The sequence below is a fragment of the Paenibacillus sp. FSL L8-0502 genome (assembly GCF_038593055.1).
Classification (GTDB): Bacteria; Bacillota; Bacilli; order Paenibacillales; family Paenibacillaceae; genus Paenibacillus; species Paenibacillus polymyxa_D.
Genome location: NZ_CP151958.1, coordinates 2,085,187 through 2,105,362, shown reverse-complemented (window position 1 = coordinate 2,105,362; position 20,176 = coordinate 2,085,187). Strand labels below are relative to the sequence as shown.

The following is a 20,176-nucleotide window of genomic DNA, read 5'->3' as shown; positions in this document are numbered from 1 at the left end:
ATCACTAAAGTAAATATCCTCGTTATGCAAAAAAACACCTTCCGACCGCAAAGAAATGCGGCCAAAAGATGTTCATTTTGTCATTTGTTTAAATGAAAAGGTACGGTCGTTACGATCACGTCTTTATAATTAATTAAATAAGCTCTCATCAGTAAGCTGGTCTGATTGTGTAGAATATTTTCCCACCAGTGCTTGGTGATGAATTGTGGAATGAGAACAGTGATATGGTCCTCGTCTGCTTTTTTCCACTCTACTGTATCGATGAACTTGCGAAGCGGATTAATAATGCTGCGATAACGGGATTTCAGTACGACCAAACGTATACCGACATCCCACTCTTCCCATTTCTGTTCCATTTTGCGAATTGCATCATCATCCACACCCACATATACGGCAACCACATTGTCCGACAAGGTTTTGGCATAGCTGATCGTATTCATGACGACTCGCGTAATGCCTGCCACCGGAATAATAATCGTATTGCCTTTCACCATAGGTTTATCCTTGGTAATATCAATGCGCAGTTGTTCAGCCGTATTTTTGTAATGCCTGTTGATCTTCATAAAGAAATACAGAACCAAAGGCAGGAAGATAAAGACTACCCACACCTGGCTAAACTTGGTGAAGATAAAGATGAGCGTAATCGACAGCGTGGTCAGCATCCCAACCGTATTAATAGCAAGTTTGACAATCCAGCCTGGCGGTTTGAGCTTGATCCAGCGAATCATCATACCAAGCTGTGAAAGGGTAAACGGGATAAATACCCCTACTGCATAAAGCGGGATCAGATTTTCTGTGTTGCCGCCAAATACGATGACCAGCAATGCCGAGAAGATACTCAGAAACAAAATACCATTAGAGTATCCGAGCCGATCTCCACGAACCATGAACATGTGCGGCATGTATTTGTCCTTCGCGAGCATAAAAGCAAGCAATGGAAAGGCCGAATAGGCTGTATTCGCCGCCAAAAACAAGATGAGCGCCGTTACACCCTGAATGATGTAATACATCACACCGCGCCCGAAAGTGGCGTTCGCAATTTGCGAAATGACCGTTTCATGCGGATTAGGACGAACACCGTACCAATAAGCCAGCAAACTGATTCCGATAAACATACACCCGAGAATCAAACCCATCATCATTAGTGTAGTTGCTGCATTTTTGGCAGCTGGCTTGCGGAAGTTCGGAATGGCATTCGAGACAGCTTCTACCCCAGTTAACGCCGAGCAACCCGAGCTGAACGCCTTCAGTAACAGGAACAGGCTGACGTTGGATACCGTAGCTCCAAATTGCGGTGCTGCAGCATGAGCTCCCCCTGCCACGTAATGAATGATACCGCTAATAATCAAAACAAATATGGCAACAACAAATAAGTAAATCGGTACAGCCAGCACTGAGGCAGATTCTGTTACTCCGCGCAAGTTCATAATCGTCAAAAAGATGATCATAATTAGAGCAATGGCGATCCGATGATCATGTAACGATGGGAACGCCGATGTAATGGCATCTGTACCTGCTGATGAGCTAACTGCTACCGTCAGAATATAATCGACCAGCAAAGAACCGCCTGCAATCAGACTCGGACTCTTTCCCAAATTGTCCTGTGCAACAATGTACGCTCCTCCGCCACCAGGATAGGAAAAAATGGTCTGTCTATAAGACAGGATCAGAATGATCAGCAAACCCAATACCGCAATGGATATAGGAATGGAATACCATAGGGCAGCAAAGCCGGCTGTAATTAAAACCAGCAGAATTTGCTCCGTTCCATAAGCTACAGAGGATAAGGCATCTGAGGACAGAATGGCCAGTGCCTTGAGCTTATTCAGCTTCTCATCTTCAAGGGCCGTCGACTTTCGCGGACGACCGATTAATAATCTTTTGACTTTGCTCAGCATTTCGTTGACTCCTTCTTTGGATGAGGGTTTTGCAAAAGAATTATGGATCTTATGTTTATTATGTCACCTGCACATCAGATTGATGAAACAAATGAACTATTATTTTATACTCCCTCTTCCTGAAAAAAACAATAAGGAATGCTCCCTAAAAAGAGCATTCCCGAGTAAGAAAGAGCATTTCGATAAAATACCTTTATGTATACAGTAATTTGAACCTTTCCGGGGTAATTCCTTCAGCTCGGCGAAAAGTTGCCACAAAATGACTGGTATCTCGGAAGCCCACTCGCTCCGAAATCTCCTTTACTGTTAATTGCGGATATTCCGCCATCATTTCCTTGGCCTTCCGCAGCCGAATCACAATCAGATAAGCATACGAAGTCACACCAAACGCTTGCTTAAATAATGTATTTAAATGACGGGAGCTGACATTCATCATAACTGCCATATCACCTAGGCCCACATCTGGACTGGCATAATTTTGCTCCATAAAGGCCAGTACAGGGGTTAATCGTTCCACATTATGGGATAGGGAAGGCATCGAGCTATGTTGTCCATGTTTACGCAGCAGAGTCAGAAAACGATACATATTGGCCGAAGCATCTAATCCAGACAAATCACGTTCACTAACCATGGAATGAAGCATCGTTTCCCCAAAACTGTGCAGCTCGCTATCCGGGTCCCAATGATACCCACGCGTATGCTTCAACCCCAGTGCAGTCAGTACAGCAGCGGCGATGGGGCCGTCAAATGTAATGTATAACGTTCGCCATACCTTGGTCGCCCGTCTGTATGCATGGGATTCCCCAGGTAGCAGCAGAACTCCAGACTGCTCCCCCAGACGAAAGGTCCCCCCTTTAAATGTAAACATCCCTTCACCAGACACCGTCTGAATCCAGTGAAAGCACGGATAGCCCTCTGGACGGGACACATCCTCCTGCCTGCTGTTAAATCCGATACTTTCAATAAAAAGGGGTAAAGAGTGCTCACGCGTAGTCAGGAAAAATCGCAAATGATGGGGAGTTAAAATCATAAAAAGCACCTCCGGCGTATGCGGGTATGTATTTCTCATGTAGATCCATATTGTTATATACACGTTCATTTTATTATATTTAAAAGCAGTTATTTGTATTATAAGATAGAATTATTCTTATATACAGAGGTGATTGGCATGATAAGCAGTAAACTACCTAAAGTATTTTACGGTGGAGATTATAATCCTGAACAATGGGATGAGGCCACGCATCAGGAAGATTTACGGATGTTCAGGCAGGCAGGGATTGATATCGCCACGGTCAACGTATTCTCATGGGCCAAAATTCAATCCGACGAAATCACATATCATTTTGAATGGCTGGATCAATTGATTGACAGTCTTTATGAAAGCGATATCTTCGTTTGTCTAGCTACTAGCACGGCAGCGCATCCTGCTTGGATGGCTACTCGCTACCCCGACGTTCTCCGGGTGGACGCTGACGGACGGAAGCGGAAGTTCGGTGGTCGCCACAATTCTTGTCCGAACAGTCCTACGTATCGAAAATTTGCGGAGCAGATGGCTGGCCAACTTGCAGAACGATACAAAAACCATCCCGCGATCCTCGTGTGGCACGTGTCCAATGAGTACGGTGGGGATTGCTATTGTGATAACTGTGCGGCCGCATTCCGGGTGTGGCTCAAGCAAAAATACGGATCACTGGAAGAGCTAAACCGGGTGTGGAATACTTCCTTCTGGGGTCATACCTTCTATGATTGGGATGAAATCGTGCCACCAAATAATTTGAGCGAGCATTGGGGAGAAAATCACTCCTCCTTTCAGGGCATATCCCTCGATTATGCACGTTTTAATTCAGACAGTATGCTGGATTGCTATCTGCTGGAATACAACGCGATTAAAAAACATATTCCCCATGCCGTGATAACGACCAATCTGATGGGATTTTTCAAACAACTGGACTATTTTAAATGGGCTAAGCACATGGATATTGTATCTTGGGATAGTTATCCTGCGGCTAATACCCCGCCAAGCTATACCGCGATGGCACACGATCTGATGCGCGGCTTGAAGGATGGGCAACCCTTTATGCTGATGGAGCAAACACCGAGCCAGCAGAACTGGCAGGCGTATAATTCGCTTAAACGGCCCGGCGTTATGCGGTTATGGAGTTATCAGGCAGTCGCGCATGGCGCGGACACGGTCATGTTCTTCCAGCTTCGCCGCTCAATCGGCGCATGTGAGAAATTCCACGGGGCTGTTATTGAGCATGCCGGGCATGAGAACACACGTGTATTTCGCGAGGTGGCACAGCTTGGCAGTGAGCTTGGCGCATTAGGCAACACGCTACTTGACGCGACCGTCAATGCCAAAGTAGCCATTTTGTTTGATTGGGATAATTGGTTGGCATTGGAAAAATCAAGCGGTCCTTCTGTCGCCTTGAAATATGTGGATCAGGTGCATAAGTATTATGCGACCCTCTTCCGGCGTAACGTACAGATAGACCTGATTTCCGTTGATGCAAATTTCCAGAAATATGATCTCATTATCGCGCCTGTACTCTATATGGTCAAGCCAGGTACCGCCGAGAAGCTGGAACAATTCACAGAGCATGGAGGCACCTTCGTAACGACCTTTTTCAGTGGCATTGTAAATGAAAACGATTTGGTCACAACCGGAGGATATCCTGGTAAACTGCGTAACTTGCTCGGGATCTGGGTGGAGGAAATTGACGCGCTTCTGCCGGAATCATACAATCGCATTGTATTAAAAGAAAAGGTGGGCGTATTACAAGGTGAATATCAATGTGGTCTGCTCTGCGACCTGTTGCATAGCGAAGGTGCCGAGGTGCTGGCGGAATACGGCGATGATTTCTATCAGGGCATGCCAGTGCTGACACGCAATCGTTTCGGTCAAGGCGAGGCATGGTACGTTGCTTCAGATCCTGAAGAGACTTTCCTTGATGGCCTGCTGGGCTACATTTGTGAGCAAAAAGGGATTCCATCCCTGCTGCGCGCTCCTGCGGGTGTAGAAACCACTGTACGGACCAAAGATGGAAAATCATATCTGTTCATTCTGAATCATAACGCCCAGACGCAGCAATATCATCTGGATGATCAGAAAGGGAATGAGCTAATCAGCGGTAAATACCTGGAAGGAGATATTTCTATTGAAGGCTACGGCTTTCAAGTACTGGAGCTATCATAATCACTCAGATTTGACACATACAGTTCACTTTGCTGCATGAGTATAATCTAGGTATCAAAGGAGTTCATCATGAAACGACTGCTATGGATCGGCAGCTTGTCTTATTTTTTAATCGGCCTGGCACACGTGGTTGTAGGCTCCCTACTGCCTGTGTTGTTAGAGCATTACGGTAGAAACTATACGGATGGCGGTAGTCTAATCTTCGCTCAATTTTCCGGTTTTCTGGTTGGAGTCCTGCTGTCACCGTGGCTTGCCCGAAGTTTCGGCAAACGCCGAAGTCTGGTATTCGCCCTGCTCTTGCTGTGCGCGGCTGAAGTGCTATACTCATTGCTGCCGCCTTGGGATTGGCTATATGTCGTCGGTGCAGCAGCGGGGTTTGGCTTCGGCATGGTAGAAACACTCATTGGCACTATTATTATCAGCGGTATTACTCAAGGAACGGGCGCGGCGATGAGCCGTCTGGAAGTATTTTTTGGGATTGGCGCTTTGGCTATGCCCGCTATCGCCAGCCAACTTATCACTCTCGGTTGGTGGCGATTGGCCTTTCCCATCATTTCCATGTTTGCAGCCGTGACCATTATAGCTTGGTTGCGCGGGTCCTTCGGCCCGCTGGACGCTGTATTGGACCCACAGGAACACCGAGATAACAGCCTTAAGCATTCGACTAATTCACTGAAGTCACCCACGGAGAAGGCTTCTGAGGGTAGCCCTATTGGCAATCGGAAGCTACTTACACTATTTATCGTCTTTTTCTTTATCTATGTAGGAACAGAGATGAGCCTAGCTAATTTCCTGCCCTCCATGTTCATCGAACGGCTGGGCCTCACTCAAGCCGAGGCAGCACTCAGTGTTACCTGCTTCTGGCTAGCAATGGCTACCGGACGGTTGTTCGCAGGAAGTATTGCTGATCGGTACGGCTATGGTGTCTTTGTAGCCCTAAGCTCGCTGGCGGCGACCGTGCTGCTATGCGTGTTCCCGCTGATCAAGGGAACTACCGTTGCCTTTGTCCTTATCACACTGCTGGGGCTGGGCATGTCGGGCATTTTTTCCATCGCACTTGTTTTTGCCAGCAAAATGATGCCAGGCACCGAAGAATCTACCACCAGCCTGCTTATAGGCGCAGGTGGAGTTGGGGGAGCTCTGCTGCCTTTATGGCTCGGAAATAGCATGGATCGTGGTGGAGCAGTCTCATCGGCGTGGTTGCTGGCAGGCTTCACATGTATCCTGTGCCTGCTTGGGGGCATCTTGTACTTCCTATATGTGCGCAAAAAGCGGCTTCAAACCGCTTCATCATGATATACACCTCTACTGGTGCCTTTGTCTGTTCCTTGGTTGTCATCCAAGTGCACATTCAAAGGTGCTTTTTTTACATACTAGACGAATGTACCTTGTACAGTAGCCTGTTTTTAGTCAAAATAGATCGTTTCCTATGAATCACAGGACAGATATCCATGCCTCCTCTAGATGAATGGAGTAGTATACAACAAACCATATGGAGGTGTTTGTATTGGGTCATCCTGAACTAAAACGAAAAAAAGGCCGTAAAAAAAATGTTTTTGTCCGTGCCTGGTTTGATAAGTTAGAAAAAAAGTTTGAGGAGAAACCCCCAAAGAGAAAAAGCCGCTCGAAACGGAAAGGGGTTGGGAAAGACATCATCGTCAAAAAGCAACTTGTAAGTGTGAATATTAATCATGGTGCTTTAGGACCTGAAGGGGATTCTGGAACCATAGGTGATTTAGCGCAGTTCGGTTATATTTACAATGTAAAGCCCCAAGTTGTTCCGATTGAAGGGGATGTCATTTGGGATACGAACGGTATACTTACACCTGGAATTGCTCATGTTCCAGGAACTACACAGATTGCTGTATCCGATGCTGGAAAATATGAAGTTCACTTTTCGGTGTCCGGTGTGGAACCTAACCAATTCGCCATCTTTATTAATGGCGCACTGGCTGTGGGAACTGTATACGGCTCAGGAGCCGGGACACAACAGAACACAGGGCAAGCCATCCTTGCTCTGGCATGCGGTGACGTCCTTACTCTGCGAAACCATAGCTCTACTACTGCTGTTACCCTGCAAACACAAGCCGGAGGAACTCAAGCCAGCATAAACGCTTCTGTCCTCATTAGAAAATTGGGATAGGCTTGAACTCCCGCAAAGCCTCAGTGTACTAAAAAAGGGTTTATCCATACAGCGAGGATAAACCCTGAATATTTTTAAAAGGCCATAATGATCCCTTTGTCATTGGCATACATTGAACTAATCCCTCTGGTGGACACAATATGAATATCTTTAAATTGATAGCGTTTCCTCAGCGCATTCATTAATTTTTCCGCCAGCCCAGGATTATTGCAGTGAGTAATGACAATGCTTTCTCCTTCGGTAGCCCGGCCACTTTTTTCAATAGTATCTGCGAGCTTTTCGATAATTTGATTCTGACCGCGTGCTTGAGTAAAAAATGCGATATTACCGTCACCATCCGAGCCTAAAATAGGCCTGATATGCAAGAGTGAAAGTATCTTTCCAGTGATTTTATTCATCCGCCCGTTCTTAACCAAATTATCTAGATTTTCTAAAACAAAGTAGGTTTTCATCTTGCTGATAAAGCTCTCCAAGGATGAAATAATTTCGCTTTTATGATATCCCTCGTCAATCAACTTGCGCAGTTTTAGAGCTAACAAGAGCTGTCCAGCCGAAGCGCTTTTCGAATCAAATACATGAACATCCGCCCCCTCTTCTTCCGCCATATCTTTTCCTACCAATGCACTGGAATACGAACTGGACAGGTTGCTGGATAATGTAATGGCAAAAGAAGTATGCGCACCTTGAAAGGCTTCCTTATATAGCATAGGTGACGGTGATGCGGATCCAATTTTGGTTGTACAGGCTCTCATTTCTTCCATAAACTGAGGTAAGTCCAATGTGTCATCATCTACGAAGCATTTATCTCCCAGCGTCATATTTAACGGGATCGTAGTAATCTGCATCTCTTCTCTAAGCTCTCTCGTTAAATCACAGCAGCTATCTGCTATTATTTTATATCTCACCCGGTACACCCTCACATTATGTTATTTTTCAATAGAACGCGCGTTCATAATACTCAAAGAAAGCTCAATTAACCGTATAAATTCCTTCACATTCTTCTCACCCAAACCTACTACAAGCGCTTCAAAATAACCTTCAATTCTCTCTTGCTTCTGTCTGATCAAGGATTCACCATTTACTGTGAGCCTTACACACATTCGTCGTCTGTCATGCTCAGACATTTCCATAGTCACATAGCCTTTTTTCCTTAATCCCGTAAGCGCTGCCGTAATTCTTGATCTGGATACATGCAGATCATCGCTGAGCAAGGAAGGATTAATTTCATCATCCCGGTGCTGAACTAAATATTGAAGCACATGGTTTTCCCCCTGAACAAGCTCCGTCAGGCTACTGAATAATTCCATGTCATAAATCCGGTTAACGGATTCTCTCAATTCGTCCCTTAGTTCATAATCTTTCATAGTGAACCTCCGCAACACACGTAATACATACAGTTAACTATTAATACTATGTACTATAATGAATTGCCCACGATAATAACAATGAAATATTTGTGAATTTTTATACTTTATCCCCCCTTGAATGTCCAGTAACAGGAGGTTTTATACCGTGGACTGTGAGACACCCAGAGGAGACAACAAGGAGTGTTTCATTTTTATGAGGTTCTGGAAATGTGTTATATCATAGAATTTCAAGGAAAAGGGGGATTTGAGCAGCTCCAAATGAGATTGTTGTTTGGACTATATTAGAGAAGTATTAACATTTACAAGAAAAGGCCAACCACTAAATACGGGTTGACCTCATCATTTAAAGACTGTCTTACGTTTCTAAGAGAAAATGGACTAACTTTACAGCACCGTTTTAACCGTGTGTTGGACTTGCTTCAGCAGTCCTTTATAGCCATCTTCATCGAGATAACCAATACTTCCAAGCAGTAAGTGACCGACGGATTCAATTCCAACGAAATCAAAAATCCCCGTATCGGATGTGAGCTTCAATCCTGCGGTCATACCGATTTCATCGTAGATCGCGTTGGGAGTACCATGTGTATTCACGATAAAACCTTTTTTACCTGTAAGCAGCTTATTAATCCCTTCCGCACCAGCCGTATATGCAAAGCCGTATGCAAATACACGATCAACGTAACCTTTCAGGATAGCCGGAAGACCTGTCCACCAAATGGGAGAAATAAAAGTAATCGTATCCGATTGTGAGATGTATTCCTGCTCCACTTTGATATCAGCCGGAGTTTGCCCTGCTCTCATAGCGGCAGTATCCTCAGGTTTTAATACAGGTTGAAAATTAAGGGCATAAAGATCGCGTACAACGACTTCATCACCTTTTTCTTTCAAGGTATTTACAACCGTTTCGAGTATCGCGTGATTGAAGCTTTCTGCGTTTGAGTGAGCATAGATAATAAGATGTTTCATTTTAATAACCTCCAGATGTTTTATTGTTATTTTGATATTAATATTAATATAGATATCTATACATTTACTTAAAAAAATTTATAATCTGTTTTTGACATGCTCCAGCAAATATTCCAGTTGTTCTTTTTCTTCATCTTTGAGACCACCATAGATGGTTTCTTGTAATCTATTGGAGATCATCTCAAATACAGGCTCTATCTCTCTTCCCTTATCGGTCAGAAATATCAGGGTAACTCGGCTATCCTCCCTTTCTTTTTTTCTTTCGACATATCCCAACTTCACTAGCTTGTCGATCAAGACAGTGACCGTGGGTTGCTGACGAGAAATTTTTTGCGTCAATTCCTTAATGGAAAGCCCGTCGTTTTGATAAAGGAACATTAGGATTCCGCCATGAGTAGGAACAATCCCTTCAATTCCATTCGATTCGAGCTCAGACACAATCAATTTATTGATCGAGTCTCTAATGGTTCCTATCAGTGCAGCTGCATTATTTTTTAACATACAAGCATTATTACATAGACATCTATATATATCAAGTATTGATACCAGTCTGAACTAAAAGCAAATATGACTTAATCTATAATGGTTCATGGTGGACTACTATCGCAGACGCATAAAAAAGCCAAAATACCCAAGTTCCTTACCTGACTTTGAGTATTTTGGCTTACAGTATTTATTTATGAAATGAAGAGATGTTCAAAGTATGATATGTTTTAGTTGAGCGTTTGAAGTATCTCAGGTGTAAAGGTTTGAAGATCATGAATTCGGCCTTCACGTATTTTCGTAGCCCATGCAGGATCGCCCAGAAGCGCACGCCCAACAGCTACCAGATCAAATTCATTGTTGTCGAGCCGTTCCAGAAGTTCATTAATATCTTGGTGTCCTGCCCCTTTCCCTTCGATATAACTTACAAAATCCTCATCCAGACCTACAGAGCCAACCGTAATCGTAGTTTTTCCAGTCAGCTTCTTCACCCATCCGGCAAAGCTCAAATCGGAGCCTTCAAATTCAGGTACCCAAAAGCGACGTGTCGAGCAATGGAAGATGTCCACGCCCGCTTCTACTAATACATTCAGGAATTGCTCCAGTTTATCCGGTGTATCGAACGGCTTTGCGTTGTAATCATTCATTTTCCATTGGGATAGGCGCATGGCAATAGGGTAGTCAGGGCCAACCTCAGCACGAATAGCTTCCACAAGCTCAATGGCGAATTGAGCACGTTTTATGATATCGCCACCATAGCGATCCGTACGTTGGTTCGTTTTCTCCCAAAAGAATTGATCAACCAGATAGCCGTGCGCTCCGTGAATTTCAACGCCGTCAAAACCCAGTCGTTTTGCATTCGCAGCTGCATCGACATAGGCGCGAATGACCTTGACAATTTCTTCTTCTGTCATCGGCTCGGTCACTTTATTGCCTTCCAGATCCAGCCCCGATGGACCAATCGATAGCGCTTCGGGATTCGGCTGAGATCCCAAAGGACGAGCCATCCCCATATGCCAAAGCTGTGGGAAAATTTTACTACCAGCTTCATGAACCTGTCTGACCACTTCAGCCCAACCGTTTAAAGCCGCTTCCCCATAAAAATTAGGTATCCTCGGCTCACTTGTTCCAGCCGGATGGTCAATCACTGCGCCTTCAGTAATAATAAGACCTACATCATTCTCTGCGCGACGGCGATAATAAGCGGCTACATCCGGTCCTGGCACACCATTTGGTGAAAAAGCGCGGCCCATTGACGGCATTACAATACGAGTCTGTAGGGTTAGATTATGAATGGTATAAGGTTGAAATAAAGCTTCTGTTGAATGAACATTTTGCGGTTGATTACTCAAGGATTGTACCTCCTCATTTTCTTTTATTCTTTTAAAGGATTATATATAAGGCTCGTGCATCATCAAACGGGGTGCAAGTGAAATGTTAGCAATGTTTAATTTATCATTCAACCGACAAAATGTTCATTCTGTTGCTTAACCAAAAGGGTTATGAAATTGTTGTATATCTAAATTCACTTGTTGACAAAACAACACATGTTTATAATGGGGGAATCATTTGATTTACCTGAAAGGAGTGTCTTTAGGATGCCTGGTGTAACTTCACCCAACCCAAACGATCCTCGCGTCATTCGAACACGTAGATTAATTCTCGACGCATTCGTTGACCAATTAAATAAGAAAGACTTCTACACGATTACGATCAATGACATTACCCAAAAAGCCACCATTAACCGCGCCACGTTCTATGCACATTTTCAAGATAAATATGCACTGCTTGAAACCCTTTTGTCAGATGCATTTTTGGAGTATGTTATCAAGAGGATTGATGCTGAGGCACGTTTGTCGGAGGAGATCATTCAGAAACTTATTCTTTCGTTATGTGACTATCACGACTCAAGTAACCAATGCGTTCATAAATATAATTCAGTGGCACCGATCCTGGAAGAACATATTAAGAATCAATTACAGCAATTCATACTTCAACTCATAACAAGAGAAGCCAATAATACAGACCAAAGAACGTTAGAACTTGCCGCGACCATTTTAAGCTGGTCCATTTATGGTGTAACCTTTCGCTGGAATGTGGAAGGAAAAAAAGAGTCTCCTACAGATTTAGCCGAGAGAGCTGTGCCTTTAATCTTCAATGGGGTTGTCTTATCTCTAGTCTCACAAATCTCTTAGTAGAAAATGCGAATAAAAAGGGCCGTTCCCAGTATACTTCGATCAGTTCCTGGGACAGCCCTTATAGTATTTAGTAAAATAATTGCCTCTTTTATTTAAAAAATTTTCTTAAACATCTCGATAACTTGTTCTTTGCTAGGTATAAACGGATTGCCCGGAGCGCAAGCATCCTTCATTGAGTTCTCGGCAAGCAGATCCAAATCCACTTCATTTACACCTAGTTCAGAAAGTTTGGAAGGAATCCCTACTTCCTTCGACAGGTCTTTGATTCTTTGGAGTACATAGTCTGCGCATTCCTTATCCGTTTTCCCCTTATCTTCAAAACCGATGGCTTTAGCGATGGCACGAAACTTCTCCGGTACATGCTTGGCATTCTCCTCCTCCACGATTGGCAGCAGCATGGCATTACAAACACCATGAGGCAAATCGTAAACGCCGCCAAGCTGATGCGCCATCGCATGAACGTAACCCAATCCGGCATTATTAAATGCAAGTCCTCCCAAGAAAATAGCGTATACCATTTGCTCACGCGCTTCTATATCATGACCGTTTCTCACTGTACGAGCTAAATGTTTAAAAATAATTTCTACTGCTGCCAACGCAGTTGCATCCGTTACAGGATAAGCACCTGGCGTAACCAAAGCTTCAATGGCATGGGTCAAAGCATCTAGCCCTGTAGCTGCCGTTAATGCGGCGGGTTTATCTACCATCAGTTCAGGATCATTTACTGAAATCGTAGCTACACTATTCTTATCAACCATAACCATCTTGACCTTGCGCTCTTCGTCCGTAATGACATAATTGATCGTGATTTCAGCAGATGTTCCTGCTGTGGTATTAATGGCGACAATAGGAAGCGATTTATGCTTGGATTTATGAACGCCCTCATACTCGGTTATATGTCCCCTATTGGTGGCAATAATGCCGATTCCCTTAGCCGTATCCTGTGGTGATCCTCCGCCAATCGAAATTAAAAAGTCACATTCATTTTCTTGCAGAAACTGAACACCATCATGTACATTTTTACAGGTCGGATTTGGTTTTACTTCATCGTATACCGCATAGTTCAATCCAATATCATCCAGCAAAGATGTAACCTTGCCTGCAATACCACTCTTCATCAAAAATTTATCCGTCACGACTAGAGCTTTGTTTAAATTCAGTTCTTTTATATACGGCCCAACTTCTTGCAAACAGCCTGTTCCCATAAGATTGATAGATGGTACAAAAAATACATGTGCGCTCATATAAAATCGGCCTCCTAAAGGATTCACTTCTTGTTGCCTCGCTAAATATAAGGGTATTTCTCAAAAGTGAAATATTTCACATGTATAATGTTATCTTTATTTTATTTTGGTGTCAACAATTAAACACAGATATTTATTGGTTTTATTTTTGTTTGTTTACGTTTTTCGAATCAGTCCAATATTTGGTACACAACTAATCGGAGGAAGCCTCGTACAACTTAGATGAACATATTCACAATGAGGTGATGACAGCATGACAATCAACAAGAAAGCATTGCTAGCTCTGCTAGCAGTATCACTGCTCCAAGCAAACCCGTCGTATGCGAAGTCGGTACCGCTGACTCCGGTGACGACCGTTTATGTAGATGACCGCCCACTTCAGCTTGCTGCCCAGCCGCTGCTGCTAGAAGGAACAGCGCTCGTCCCGATGCGCCAGTTGTTTGAGGCACAAGGAGCCGAGCTTTCCTGGAACGCATCCAGCAAAACCGTAACAGCTACCAAAAATGAAGCGGTGCTGACCTACCGTATGGGGGAACTTGCTGCCACCTTAAACGGCAAAACGCTGTCCCTGAATGTTCCTGGACAAATTGTTGAGGGCAACACAATGATTCCACTACGTTTTGTGAGCGAGGCACTTGGGAGCACAGTGAAGTGGGATGCCCTGACCCGAGCGATTCGGATTGTCTCCAGTAACGATTTTTTTACAACGGTTCTTTCGGGAGTCAACCTGCGCAGCAAACCGGATTCGTCGGGAGCTTCCCCTTCCCTGCGGCTTATTCCAGCCAACGAAAAGGTTCATGTCATCCGTGAGATCAATGCCCTCTGGTTGGAAGTGCGCACTAAAGACAACCTGACCGGATACATATCGGCTAAACCCAAATACAGCGATTATACCAGCTCATCCCTGGTGGAACGGCAGGGAGATGAACTCATCGCCTACGGAGAGAAATTCCTTGGTACTCCTTATGAATTCGGCGCAGCAAGCGGCCAGACATCGACCTTTGATTGTTCTTCTTTTGTGGGGGAAGTGTTCCGACATACGCTCTCCATCGACCTCCCCCGTGTCTCTTACGATCAGGCTAAAGAAGGCCAGAAGGTCGGGCTAAACGAGCTACGTAAAGGCGACCTGCTGTTCTTCAGCGCACGCGACCTGGAGATCGGCCATGTGGCGATCTATGCAGGGAACAACAAATTGTTGCATACATTCTCCAAAGAACGTGGCGTTCATTTTGACACGCTTGATGGTAAATGGCAGAATCGTTTCGTAACAGCCCGCAGGCTGTTTTAAGACAAACTGGATGGCTAATAATAGCGGGCTATTCCAGTACCACATTCAATATTTTCTGTTTGCATTTTTGCCGGACGCCTCCCTTGCGGTTTGCGTTCAGGTGGCAAAAGGTATTGATTCGTTCCCATTGTTCAACACGTAATTCGATCCTCTTCTCTAGCACTTTCTCTCAAAATCTTGGATCTTCCCCATCAGATCTGCTTAAATAGGATTAATAGAATGTGCAGAAAACACGAATATGTATGCTAATTATAGACAGGAGGAATCGTTATGCAATTTGAGACAAAACGGCTCATCATTCGTGATATTTGTACATCCGATTGGGGAAGTATACATACCTACACGTCATTGCCTGAAGTTACTAGGCACACAGCATGGGGACCCAATACAGAAGAAGATACAAAGGCATATATAGAACAAGTTCTAGCCTCACAGCAGGAAATGCCACGACAAGACTACGAACTAGCCATATGTCTGAAAAACACTGGAATCCTGATCGGCGGTGTTGGTATTCATGTCAAAGATACTAATGCAGAAATGGGCTATATTCTAAACCCAGATTATCAAGGAAAGGGTTATGCAACAGAAGCGGCACGAGCCCTGCTAGGCTTTGGATTTAGCACACTTGATGTCCATCGTATTTATGCAACATGTCGTCCAGAAAATAAGGCTTCTGAGAAGATTATGCAACAGATCGGAATGCAACGTGAAGGTATAATGCGAGAACACTGGTACTACAAAGGCGAATTTCACGATTCATATTTGTACTCTATTCTTTCTGAGGAATATAACAGGACATAAAAGGTATTGTTTACATCTTGGGAAGCATGTTGCTGCGATAAATTGATAGTAAACCATTTTGACTATCTAGTTTGAAAATATATATCGTTGGAAATAGGTGTTGTTAAGAACGTGTCTGAGCCATTCTATGAGGAGTTTTAACGACAAATAGGTTCGAGGAACTTCTCTGAACGATACAATTTTTAATTAAGGAGGGAACAACATGGAAGCTTTTGCAGAATATTTAGCGCATATTGATAACCCCCAACATCGGGCTCGAACGCAAGAAGTATTGGCTTGGGTAACCAAGAAATTTCCAAATTTAATGCCAAAAATTGCGTGGAATCAGCCTATGTTTACGGATCACAGCACATTTATTATTGGCTTTAGCGTAGCCAAACATCATTTGGCCGTTGCCCCTGAAAAGGCAGGGATTAATCATTTTTCTGAGTTAATTGTGCAGGCTGGCTATGATCACACCAAGCAGTTGGTACGTATCCAGTGGGATAGTCCAGTTGATTTCTCATTACTTGAGAAAATGATCGAGTTTAATATTTTGGATAAGGCAGACTGTTCAACCTTTTGGCGGGAATAAAAAAAGGTTCCTTTTCTCGTAAAACTATACACCGAGCATCACAAATAAGTGTTTTTCTTCTCACCCCCTCTACCATCCTTCGAAATCTCATCAGGCTAATGCCCCTTAAAGCGGCTTTATGCTATAATGTGGAAAGTATGGATTGTTACATGCACAGGAGGATTGGAGAAAAATGATTGGGAAATTTTTAATTTTCTCTCTACTATGGAGTTTGCTCGGCAACCCGTTTCTGGCACTGCTCGTACTCTTAATCGTGATCTATATATTGGATCGTAGCTTTGTCGGTGTATTGCCCAGCATCAGCAAACCATGGAAAAGAAGACGCAATGCCGCTCGATTGCGCCAACAGATTGCGCTAAACACCAACGATGTGGCTGCTAGGTTCGATTTGGCTCGTATCTGGATCGAAAGCAAGAAATATCCGCAGGCTTTGGAGCTCTTATTGGAAATTCAATCCCGTTATGAAGACTCAGCAGACTATTGGAACGCACGGGGAACGGCTGAAGTACATACAAACCATCTGGAGGATGGAGAACAACATTTACTAAAAGCACTGGATATTAACCCGCGGGTACAGTACGGTGAGCCTTATTTGCATTTAGCCGCTGCTTTCAAGGAACGTGACGTCAATAAGTCGCTTCATTATCTGCAGCAATTTCAGGAGATTCAGTCTTCTTCCAGCGAGGGTTATTATCTGACAGGCTTGATGTACCGTATGCTGGGACGCAAGGATGAAGCCACTATAGCCTTTAACCAGTCCATTGCCGTCTATCGCTCTCTACCCAAATACCGCAAACGAAGTGAGCGCAAGTGGGCTGCGCGTAGCTTATTTCGTAAATCAATCGGCTAAACAGCGCCTACTAACGCAAACAAAGAGGTTCATAATGGTCAGTTTCTACTGTCATCATGAACCTCTTTCTTTAATATACTTTGTCTGATCCAAAGCATCCTCTCACGCTCGCCTTAATGGCGCATAACCAAGCCGATTCAACTCTTCCGCAATCACGCGATAACCACGACTGTTCGGATGCACCCGGTCTAACGAAAGTAGTGCCCGTTCATAGCCCTCAAATGCGGGATAAATATTCGCCACCCGGTAATTCGGTCCGCCTAATGTATAGAGAAACGAGTTGTACTGACGCACATATACTCCCGCCTCCCTTACTTCTGGAAAAGGATTATATAATCCCACCATTCGAATGATAAATGGCTCACGCTGACCGGACTTTATCTGATACAGGGCATGTACAATTTGGCGTACATGTTCTTTTGTGTGATTCAACGCTTGTGGAATGGAAGAACCCGATAAGCCGGACCCTCCAGCAAGGGCGCTGATGTATGGGCGCAGATCATTCCCGCCGATCGTTACCGTTATAAGTTCAGCCCGGCTGATCGCCGACCGAAAAAGTGGATTGTTGCGGACCATGGACAGCAACTCCTGCGATGTCAGCCCGTTAATTCCCAGATTCTCGTAACTGACTGGCGTACGCAGATGTCTTTCTGCCATTCGCCGATAGATAGGTACAAATCCGCCGCTCAGCAACGTCCCTGCACCTGTTGTTAAAGAATCTCCAATCGCTGTGTAGTGGTACGCCAATGAAACCCACCTCCCTCTTTCTGCATAACATATCTTATGTAGAAAGAGGGACGCGGGACCCGGAGATTCGCTTATTCTTCGTCTATTTCATATACACAATGGAATTGCCCACCATCCGGCAAATCCTCTGATCCATACACGGCAAAGCCCACGTTGCGGAAAAAATCTGCCCCCTCCGCATCCGTGTCCACAGTAAGCCGTTTTGGATTACGCTCCTGAATGAGCGTAAGTAGCATACCTCTGGCATATCCTCTATGACGGTTTTCAGGCAACACGGCCAGATGGCGAATTACAGTTGTTCCATCCTCCTGGTCCTCAAAGCCGACAATACCTACAATAAGTCCTTCATCTTCTACACCGAACAGCTTCCAGTCATCCGAGGCTTGATAGGTACGTAAAACTGCTTCTCCGCGTTCAGGGTGATCCAGCACGGCGTAGGTTAACAGCTCCAGAACTTCCTCACGATCTGAATCTATTTTTATATTTTTAAACATTGTTTGTCGTCTCTCCTTAATATCCTAAAATTAGGATTTCACTCTAATTCTCCATAATAAGCAACGGCCAGTTATCAAGCCATTGCTTCTCAAATACACGCTGACGATAAGCCGTTGTGTGACGAAACAAAGGGCTTTGTCGTACCCGCATATCCAGCAGATCTTCCAATCCATGCGGACAAATGACCTCTATTTGATCCTTGTCATTCAATCTAACCGCCACCGCCGTTGCCGTCTCTGGCCAGCGGCTCATCGCATCCTCTACCGAGGAATAAGGAGCCTCCCCGTTGCGAAAATGCATCCGAGCCTGATTTTTGACAGACCAATTACGTCCGGCCTGCTTACGGTTCAAGGACAACTCTAGATACTCATCTCGTTCCTCTAGCGTGTTTTTCGGGTCAAAATAGATAACATCTATATCGTTTAAAGGTGTAGCCGTTGTATACCCATGGAGCTTGTCCCAAACGCGGTTACGTACATAGCCTGCGGCAATACATCCTTGCGGCAACTTCAGCTCTCGCACATAGCGCAAGTCTTCCATTACCTGCGGATCATTCATATATTGTATGACTCGTAGCACATCTTCTTCCGACTTCATCCTGCACTCAACTCCCTTTTTATGATGACAGTTGCTGCACCGATTCTCCTCCTTGAGCCGCGATCCGTGCTGTACGCTGCACCAGGCGGCGGCGTGCGACCAGAAGGAACGGAATGCCAATCACAACCGACAGGGCAACCGGAACAAAAACAACAAGCGGCGCCGTTTGACCATAGATATCCAGCAACCAGCCACCAAATAAAGGAGCCAGCACGCTTCCCAAATTATTAAATCCGATTGTACCGAAGTAGGTCCCTTTATATTGAGCATCTGCAATTTGGTCAATCAATACGTCCAGCATCGTGAACAATAACACTTCACCAACCGTAAACAGCACCATATCCAGTATAAACATCCAGCCTGAGTTTAGCATACCGCACAGCAACAGGCTGACCGCAATACATATATTCCCTGCAATCAGAGAATTCACCGGGGAAAATCGGCTTGCCAGCCGCACCAGCGGATATTGAAATGCCAATACACAAACCGCGTTGACCGTCAGCATATATGTAAACCATCGAGTTCCTTCCGCGAAGGATAAGGACAAGAATTGAGGCATTGTGGAATTGGAATGCGCATAGCCCATCACACAAAATACCGTTCCCAGCAAAATCGGCATAAACACCGGATCACGGCTGGCTGTACGGAATGCCTCAGCCATTCGCAGTGGAGCCTCTCTCGCCGTTGTACCTATATGCAGATCCGATGCATAACGGGCAAATTGGATCAACAACAGTACTCCGTATAGTGCGTACACACCAGCAGCTACCATGAACGGCGTACCATTGGATGCAGATCCTAACATCAAACCAAGCAACGGCCCTGCCACTACCCCAACATTAATGGCCGCATATCTCATATTATAGATAAGCAGTCTTTTCTCCTTGGGGGTTACATCTGATAACAGCGCCCGCGAGGTTGGCTCGAACAAGGACCTGCACAGTCCATTTAGAGCATTAATGACAAAAAAGGCCCAGGCCGCTTCCGCCAACGCAAAAGCAACGAATACAAGCGCCCAGCTCGCAATGGACACCAACATCACCTTACGCCGTCCGATTCGATCTGAAATATATCCACCGTAAAAGCTGGCAAAAATGCCGACCAACGAGCTTACCGACACGATCACCCCCGTATGAAAGGGGGACACTCCTAAACGGGTGGTAAGGTAAATTGACAAAAACGGGATACTCATGGATGTCGCCATCCGCCCGAAAATAGTACCGACAATAATCGTCCAGGCCAGCGGGTGAATGGAACGCAACTGTTCTTTCATATATGCCTCTTACGTTCTCCTTCCGCGTGCAAGTCTAATAAGGGGGGGGAAAACGG

General features: G+C 44.7%; 20 protein-coding genes. 8 read left to right on the top strand and 12 right to left on the bottom strand.

The window, feature by feature from the left end:
• Nucleotides 1-80: 80 nt before the first annotated feature.
• Both NSQ57_RS09515 and NSQ57_RS09510 read right to left on the bottom strand, forming a co-directional pair.
• Nucleotides 81-1,898 (bottom strand): APC family permease, encoded by a 1,818-nt coding sequence (locus NSQ57_RS09515; protein ID WP_029514744.1) that lies wholly within the window; start codon nucleotides 1,896-1,898, stop codon nucleotides 81-83.
• Nucleotides 1,899-2,091: 193 nt separating this feature from the next.
• A complete protein-coding gene (locus NSQ57_RS09510; RefSeq protein WP_029514745.1) occupies nucleotides 2,092-2,928 on the bottom strand; it encodes an AraC family transcriptional regulator in 837 nt (278 codons plus the stop codon).
• A gap of 138 nt (nucleotides 2,929-3,066) precedes the next feature.
• Between NSQ57_RS09510 and NSQ57_RS09505 the strand changes: the two genes are divergently transcribed.
• From NSQ57_RS09505 to NSQ57_RS09495, 3 genes are all read left to right on the top strand, one after another.
• Nucleotides 3,067-5,094, top strand: coding sequence for a beta-galactosidase (locus NSQ57_RS09505; protein ID WP_342425950.1), 2,028 nt, complete (start codon nucleotides 3,067-3,069; stop codon nucleotides 5,092-5,094).
• Nucleotides 5,095-5,163: 69 nt separating this feature from the next.
• On the top strand, nucleotides 5,164-6,390 hold the full coding sequence (locus NSQ57_RS09500; protein WP_342425949.1) for an MFS transporter: 1,227 nt from the start codon (nucleotides 5,164-5,166) through the stop codon (nucleotides 6,388-6,390).
• A gap of 211 nt (nucleotides 6,391-6,601) precedes the next feature.
• Nucleotides 6,602-7,237, top strand: a complete 636-nt coding sequence (locus NSQ57_RS09495; protein WP_342425948.1) for a hypothetical protein — start codon at nucleotides 6,602-6,604, stop codon at nucleotides 7,235-7,237.
• A gap of 74 nt (nucleotides 7,238-7,311) precedes the next feature.
• Here the strand turns inward: NSQ57_RS09495 and NSQ57_RS09490 are convergent, their stop codons facing one another.
• The 5 genes from NSQ57_RS09490 to NSQ57_RS09470 form a co-directional block, all read right to left on the bottom strand.
• Entirely contained in the window at nucleotides 7,312-8,142 is an 831-nt protein-coding gene (locus NSQ57_RS09490) for a DegV family protein (protein ID WP_029514749.1), read from the bottom strand.
• A gap of 21 nt (nucleotides 8,143-8,163) precedes the next feature.
• On the bottom strand, nucleotides 8,164-8,601 hold the full coding sequence (locus NSQ57_RS09485; protein ID WP_029514750.1) for a winged helix DNA-binding protein: 438 nt from the start codon (nucleotides 8,599-8,601) through the stop codon (nucleotides 8,164-8,166).
• Between the two features lie 387 nt (nucleotides 8,602-8,988).
• Nucleotides 8,989-9,570, bottom strand: a complete 582-nt coding sequence (locus tag NSQ57_RS09480; protein ID WP_341039234.1) for an NAD(P)H-dependent oxidoreductase — start codon at nucleotides 9,568-9,570, stop codon at nucleotides 8,989-8,991.
• A 78-nt stretch (nucleotides 9,571-9,648) separates the two neighbouring features.
• Nucleotides 9,649-10,071, bottom strand: coding sequence for a MarR family transcriptional regulator (locus NSQ57_RS09475; protein ID WP_039274799.1), 423 nt, complete (start codon nucleotides 10,069-10,071; stop codon nucleotides 9,649-9,651).
• Nucleotides 10,072-10,283: 212 nt separating this feature from the next.
• Entirely contained in the window at nucleotides 10,284-11,405 is a 1,122-nt protein-coding gene (locus NSQ57_RS09470; protein WP_341039233.1) for an NADH:flavin oxidoreductase, read from the bottom strand.
• A 246-nt stretch (nucleotides 11,406-11,651) separates the two neighbouring features.
• On the opposite strand from NSQ57_RS09470, the gene NSQ57_RS09465 reads away from it, so the two are divergent.
• Nucleotides 11,652-12,248, top strand: coding sequence for a TetR/AcrR family transcriptional regulator C-terminal domain-containing protein (locus NSQ57_RS09465; protein ID WP_029514753.1), 597 nt, complete (start codon nucleotides 11,652-11,654; stop codon nucleotides 12,246-12,248).
• A gap of 95 nt (nucleotides 12,249-12,343) precedes the next feature.
• Here NSQ57_RS09465 and NSQ57_RS09460 read toward each other — a convergent pair whose 3' ends face one another.
• Entirely contained in the window at nucleotides 12,344-13,495 is a 1,152-nt protein-coding gene (locus NSQ57_RS09460) for an iron-containing alcohol dehydrogenase (protein WP_341039231.1), read from the bottom strand.
• A 253-nt stretch (nucleotides 13,496-13,748) separates the two neighbouring features.
• On the opposite strand from NSQ57_RS09460, the gene NSQ57_RS09455 reads away from it, so the two are divergent.
• The 4 genes from NSQ57_RS09455 (at nucleotide 13,749) to NSQ57_RS09440 (ending at nucleotide 17,008) form a co-directional block, all read left to right on the top strand.
• On the top strand, nucleotides 13,749-14,783 hold the full coding sequence (locus tag NSQ57_RS09455; RefSeq protein ID WP_318626687.1) for a stalk domain-containing protein: 1,035 nt from the start codon (nucleotides 13,749-13,751) through the stop codon (nucleotides 14,781-14,783).
• A gap of 270 nt (nucleotides 14,784-15,053) precedes the next feature.
• Nucleotides 15,054-15,584, top strand: coding sequence for a GNAT family protein (locus NSQ57_RS09450; protein ID WP_029514756.1), 531 nt, complete (start codon nucleotides 15,054-15,056; stop codon nucleotides 15,582-15,584).
• A gap of 202 nt (nucleotides 15,585-15,786) precedes the next feature.
• Nucleotides 15,787-16,158: an iron chaperone gene (locus tag NSQ57_RS09445; RefSeq protein ID WP_029514757.1), complete on the top strand. Its 372-nt coding sequence runs from the start codon at nucleotides 15,787-15,789 to the stop codon at nucleotides 16,156-16,158.
• A gap of 172 nt (nucleotides 16,159-16,330) precedes the next feature.
• Nucleotides 16,331-17,008, top strand: coding sequence for a tetratricopeptide repeat protein (locus tag NSQ57_RS09440; protein WP_029514758.1), 678 nt, complete (start codon nucleotides 16,331-16,333; stop codon nucleotides 17,006-17,008).
• A gap of 102 nt (nucleotides 17,009-17,110) precedes the next feature.
• Here the strand turns inward: NSQ57_RS09440 and NSQ57_RS09435 are convergent, their stop codons facing one another.
• From NSQ57_RS09435 to NSQ57_RS09420, 4 genes are all read right to left on the bottom strand, one after another.
• Nucleotides 17,111-17,755, bottom strand: a complete 645-nt coding sequence (locus tag NSQ57_RS09435; protein WP_039274815.1) for a GDSL-type esterase/lipase family protein — start codon at nucleotides 17,753-17,755, stop codon at nucleotides 17,111-17,113.
• A 71-nt stretch (nucleotides 17,756-17,826) separates the two neighbouring features.
• Nucleotides 17,827-18,249: a GNAT family N-acetyltransferase gene (locus tag NSQ57_RS09430; protein WP_039274816.1), complete on the bottom strand. Its 423-nt coding sequence runs from the start codon at nucleotides 18,247-18,249 to the stop codon at nucleotides 17,827-17,829.
• A gap of 43 nt (nucleotides 18,250-18,292) precedes the next feature.
• Nucleotides 18,293-18,847, bottom strand: a complete 555-nt coding sequence (locus tag NSQ57_RS09425) for a nucleotidyltransferase family protein (protein ID WP_165147654.1) — start codon at nucleotides 18,845-18,847, stop codon at nucleotides 18,293-18,295.
• Nucleotides 18,848-18,866: 19 nt separating this feature from the next.
• Nucleotides 18,867-20,120, bottom strand: coding sequence for an MFS transporter (locus NSQ57_RS09420; RefSeq protein WP_029514763.1), 1,254 nt, complete (start codon nucleotides 20,118-20,120; stop codon nucleotides 18,867-18,869).
• Nucleotides 20,121-20,176 lie beyond the last annotated feature (56 nt).